Source organism: Paraburkholderia sp. 22099 (assembly GCF_052045835.1).
Taxonomy (GTDB): Bacteria; Pseudomonadota; Gammaproteobacteria; order Burkholderiales; family Burkholderiaceae; genus Paraburkholderia; species Paraburkholderia terricola.
This window is the reverse complement of the sequence record NZ_JBQEPU010000068.1, coordinates 1-5,398: the sequence shown is the minus strand read 5'-3', so window position 1 is coordinate 5,398 and position 5,398 is coordinate 1. Positions and strand designations below refer to the sequence as shown.

The following is a 5,398-nucleotide window of genomic DNA, read 5'->3' as shown; positions in this document are numbered from 1 at the left end:
TGCGTCGCCAGGCTGATACGGCGCTGGGCATCGCTGTCGTTCGCCGCATCAGCACGGCTTGCCGCACCAGGTTGGCTTGCCGCGTCGATGCCGCCAGCCACCTCGCCCTGCCTGACTCCCTCCGTGACAGCCTCCGGCACCGAATCCACCTCAACCACCTCACACCCCGCGAGCACCTCCCCAACCTGCTCCGCACTCGCCCGATCCGCCACCACCTCGGCAATCCCCGCATCCCCGATCATCTGCGTCAGACGCGCCACCGGATACCCCGGATCCAGCGGCACGAACGCCCCGCCCGAGCGGATGACGCCCAGCAGCGCCGCGACCAGCGCCGGCCCGCGCGTCACGCACAAGCCCACGCGCCGCTCCGCGCCCACCCCGCGCGCGACCAGCTTCGCGGCCAGCGCCGCCGACCACGCATCCAGTTGCGCATAGGTGAGCGACGCGTCCTCGCAGCGCAGCGCCACCGCCTCCGGCGTGCGCCGCGCCTGCGCCGCCAGCGCCGCGCCGAGCGACTCGAACGGATACCGCCGCAACGCCACCTCAGGACACCCCGCCGGCAACGTCAGCGACCCCACCCGCCGCTCCACACCCTCCGCCATCTGCGCCAGCACCGCTTCATACTGCGACGCGATCCGCTCCACCGTCTCGCGATCGATCCGCTCGCCGTCCCACGCCCATTCGAGCGCGACCGTCTGCCTGCGCGGAATGATCGCGAGCGCGAGCGGGTAATGCGTCGGGTCGACCGAGTCGATCGCCTCGACCTTCAGGCTCGCATCGCCGTCGCGCGCGGCTTCGACGGGATAGTTTTCGAACACGACGATGCTGTCGAACAGCGCGTCGCCGCTGCGCCCGGTCCACTGCTGCACGCGCGCGAGCGGCGTGTGCTCGTACTGCCGCAGTTCGGTCAGCTCGCCTTGCAGCTTGCGCAGCCATGCGCCGAGGTCCGCGCTCGCGTCCACGTCGACACACACCGGCAGCGTATTGATGAACAGCCCCAGCATCCGCTCGACGCCCGGCAGATGCGCCGGCCGTCCCGCAACCGTCGTGCCGTAGGCGACGCCGCGCCGATGTCCATAGCGCGCGAGCAGCACGGCCCACGCGCCCTGCATCAGCGTATTGAGCGTGATCTCGTGACGGCGCGCCGTCGCCTGCAAGCGAGCGACGAGCGTGTCGTCGAGTGCGCGGCGCCGCGCATGCGCGCCGGGCTCCGCGGCGCGCGGTGCGCCGAGGCTCGCGGTCAGCGTCGCCGGATCGTCGACGCGCGCGGCCCACGCGCGCCACCATGCTTGCGTCGCGGGATCGTCAGCCGCCTCGCGAATCCAGTCGACGTAACCGCGATACGGCGGCGCCGCTTCGAACGTCGCCGCCGCGCCGCTCGTGCGCGCCCGGTAGTCGCGCAGAATTTCGGCGAACAGCAGCGACACGCTCCAGCCGTCGAGCAGAAGATGGTGGTGCGTCCACACGAGGTCGGCCGTCCGCGCATCGCGAATGAAGAACGCGACGCGCATCAGCGGCGCGGCGTCGGGCGCGATGCCGTCGGCGAGATCGCGCGCGCGCCAGTCGGCGAGACGCGCGTCGTAATCCGGCGCGGCGGACCAGTCGTGTGTCTGGAACGGCAACGCGATCTTGCGATGGACGATCTGCATCACCGCGCCGCCGTGCTGCCACGCGAACCCCGTGCGCAGAATCGCGTGACGTTCGAGCGCGGCCTGCCACGCGGCTTGCATCGCGGCGACGTCGAGCGAACCGGACAGCGTCGCGCGCATCTGGTTGAGATACGCGCCCTGCCCCGGCTCGGCGAGCGTGTGATAGAGCAGGCCGCCTTGCAGCGGCGTCGCGGGATAAACGTCCTCGATATGCTCGGGCGTGAGGCCGAGCGCGCGCCACAGATCCGACGATGCGGGGCCGCTCGTCTCCGTTAGCGGTTCCGTCACGGCGGATGATGTCGAGGTCGAGGCCGACACCGGTCGCGCCGCGCGCGCGAGCTGCTGCACGGTCGGCGCTTCGAACACCATGCGCGGCGTGACGTGCAGGCCGGCATCGCGCGCCTTCGAGACGATTTGCAGACTCAGGATCGAGTCGCCGCCGATCACGAAGAAGTTGTCGGTCACGCCGATGTCGTCACGTCGCAGCACGGCGCGCCACACAGCGAGCAACGTGGCCTCGGCGGGCGTCGACGGCGCGACGGCCAGCGTGGCCTTCGTCACGGCTTCAGGCGCGGGCAACGCGCGACGGTCGAGCTTGCCGTTCGGCGTCAGCGGAAAACGCGCGAGTTCCACATACGACGACGGCACCATGTGCGCGGGCAGACGGGCGCTCAGCCAGGTCTGCCAGCGGGCCGCGTCGCCGGCATCCGCTTCGCCCCGCGGCACCACGTAGGCCACGAGCCGCCGGTCGCCGCTGTCGCTATCCGACACCACCACCGCCGCATCGCGCACGTCGGGATGACCCAGCAGCGCCGCCTGGATCTCGCCCAGTTCGATGCGGAAACCGCGGATCTTCACCTGATCGTCGTTGCGGCCCAGGTATTCGAGGTCGCCGTCCTTCAGCCGTCGCGCGAGATCGCCCGAGCGGTACAGGCGCGCACCCGGCGCGCCGTACGGGTCCGGCACGAAGCGTTGCGCCGTGAGAGCCGGGCGTCCCAGATACCCGCGCGCGAGACCCGCGCCGCCGACATACAGCTCACCCACCGCGCCCGCCGGCACGCGGTTCAGGTCCGCGTCCAGCACGTGCAGCGTGAGGTCGTCGAGCGGCGCGCCGATCACGCTGCGCGCATCGCGCAGCGCGGCTTCGTCCAGTGCGCGATGCGTCACGTGGACCGTCGTTTCGGTGATGCCGTACATGTTCACCAGCGCCGGCAGCACGCCCCTGCGGCGTGCGCCTTCCGCCCATCGGGCAAGCGACGCCGGCTCCAGCCGTTCGCCGCCAAAGATCACCGCGCGCAGCGCGTCGAGCGTGTTCTCGCCATCGGCCTGCGTGAGCTGCGCGAACGCCGAGGGTGTCTGGTTCAGCACCGTCACGCGTTCGTCGCGCAATAGCGCATGAAAAGCCGATGGTTCGCGCGCGGTCCAGTGCGGCACGATCACGAGCCGTGCGCCATGCACCAGCGCGCCGAAGATTTCCCATACCGAGAAGTCGAATGCGTAGGAGTGGAACAGCGTCCAGACGTCGCTTGTACCGAACGCAAAGCGCGACTGCGTCGCGTCGAACAGCCGCGCGACGTTCTCATGCGTGACGCCGACGCCCTTCGGCGTTCCCGTCGAACCGGACGTATAGATCACGTAGGCAAGCTGCTGCGGATGCGGCTGCGGGAACGCATCGTTCGCCGCATCAAATGCCGTGTCACGCAACGCCATGGCATCCAGCGTGGTCCGCGATCCGAACAGCGCCGCATGCTGCGCGACGCTTGCCGCATCCGTCACGATCAGACCAAGCTGCGAATCACTGACGATATGTTCAAGGCGTTCCGCCGGATACGACGGATCGAGCGGCACATACGCCGCGCCCGCGCGCAGCACGCCGACGAGCGATGCAACCAGCGCCGCCGAGCGCTGCATCGCGACGCCGACCCGCATTTCCGCCGTCGCACCGAGCCGTCGCAGTTCATGCGCGATCGCACGCGACCACGCATCCAGTTGCGCATGCGTCACCTGCTCCTCGCCATCGACCAGCGCAATCGCGTCAGGACGCGCACTCGCCTGCGCGGCGATGCGCGCCGTCACCGGTTCATAGGCAAACGCGGCAGGCAAACGCCGCACCGCTTCATCGCGAATCTCGGGCAATTCGAACGACGCGATCCGCGCATCCGGCGCCGCGCTCCATTGCTCCAGCAGCCCCGTGAAATTGCGGGCAAGCCGTTCGATGGTCGACGCGTCGAAGACATCGGTCGCGTAGGTGAGCGTCAGATCGAGCGCGTCGCCGGCCGTTTCCGCGATGTTCAGCATCAGGTCGAATTGAGCCTCGCCGTTGTCGACGTCCTGCACCGTCACGCTCAATCCTTCTCCGAACGATGCGCCGAGGTCGTGGCGCTGCTGCTGGTTGACGAGCACCTGGAACAGCGGCGTCTGCGTCGGATCGCGCTCGGGCTGCACCGCCTTGACGACGCTCGCGAACGGCACGTCCTGATTCGCGTAGGCGCACAGCAATCGTTCACGCATGTCGTCGATCAGTTGCGCCGCGCGCATTTCGCCGTGCGGCGCGGTGCGAATCACGACGGTGTTGACGAAGAAACCGGCGACGTCCGCGGCGCCCGGCAGATCGCGGCCCGCGAGCGGCACGCCCAGGCGGATGTCGGATTGCCCCGAGTATCGGTAGAGCAACGCGTCGAAGGCGGCGAGGAGCGTCATGAACAGCGTCGCGTGACGCGCGCCCGCGAGCGCACGCAGCGCGTTCACGGTGACGGCCGGCACGCGGGCGCGATGGCGCGCGCCCGGTGCCCGGCGCGTGCCGGTACGTGCGCGGTCGTAGGGCAGCGCGAGCGTCGCGGCGGAGTCGCTGTCGCTGGCGAGCGCGGCGCGCCACCAGTCGAGTTGCGCGGACTCGCGCTCGGGCGTCAGTTGCGCGGCGCGCGCCGCGATCAGTTCGCGATAAGCCGCCGCCGATGCGGTGGCGAAATTCGCATCGTGCGTGAGATGGTCGATCGACGCGGCGTCGTCCGATGCGCAATATTCGCGATACAGGCGCGAGAAGTCCGCGAACAGAAGGCCGACCGACCAGTCGTCGCTGATGATGTGATGCAGCACCAGATGCAGCACGTGGCGATCGGCGGCGACGCGGATCAGCGTCGCGCGCACGGGCGGCTCGGCGGTGAGGTCGAACGGTGCGCGCACGAGCGCGGCGAGACATGCGGCGAGGGCTTCGTCGTGGGGCGTGTTTTCGGTCGCGGTTTCGGTCGTGTTTTCTGTGCTCGGCAGGTCGAGTAGGCGGATGTCGTTGAGACTCGCGGCTTCGATGCGCTGATAGGGCACGCCCACGACTTCGGCGAAACGCATGCGCAGCGCCGGATGCCGATCGCCGAGCGCGGCGAATGCGGCGCGCAGAGCGTTAACGTCGAGTCGGCCGTCGAAACGCAGCGCACCGTTCACGTGGTACGCAGCGCTCTCGGGATCGAGCTTCCACAGGAACCAAAGGCTTTGCTGGGACGCGGATAGCGGGATGGGTTCGGCTTGTGTGGCTTGCGTGGCTTGTGTGGCTTGTGTGGCTTGTGTGGCTTGCGTGGCTTGCGTGGCTTGCGGGGCTTGCGGGGCTTGCGTGGCTTGCGTGGCTTGCGGGGCTTGCGGGGCTTGCGGGGCTTGCGGGGCTTGCGTGCCTTGCGTGTCTTGCGTGTCTTGCGTGTCTTGCGTGTCTTGCGTGTCTTGCGTGTCTTGCGTGTCTTGCGTGTCTTGCGTGCCTTGCG

At 69.3% G+C, this 5,398-nt stretch carries 1 protein-coding gene; it reads right to left on the bottom strand.

Annotated elements, in window-relative coordinates:
- A partial coding sequence (locus ACTJLC_RS31580) for an amino acid adenylation domain-containing protein (RefSeq protein WP_440846386.1) occupies positions 1–5,398 on the bottom strand: 5,398 nt, incomplete at both ends.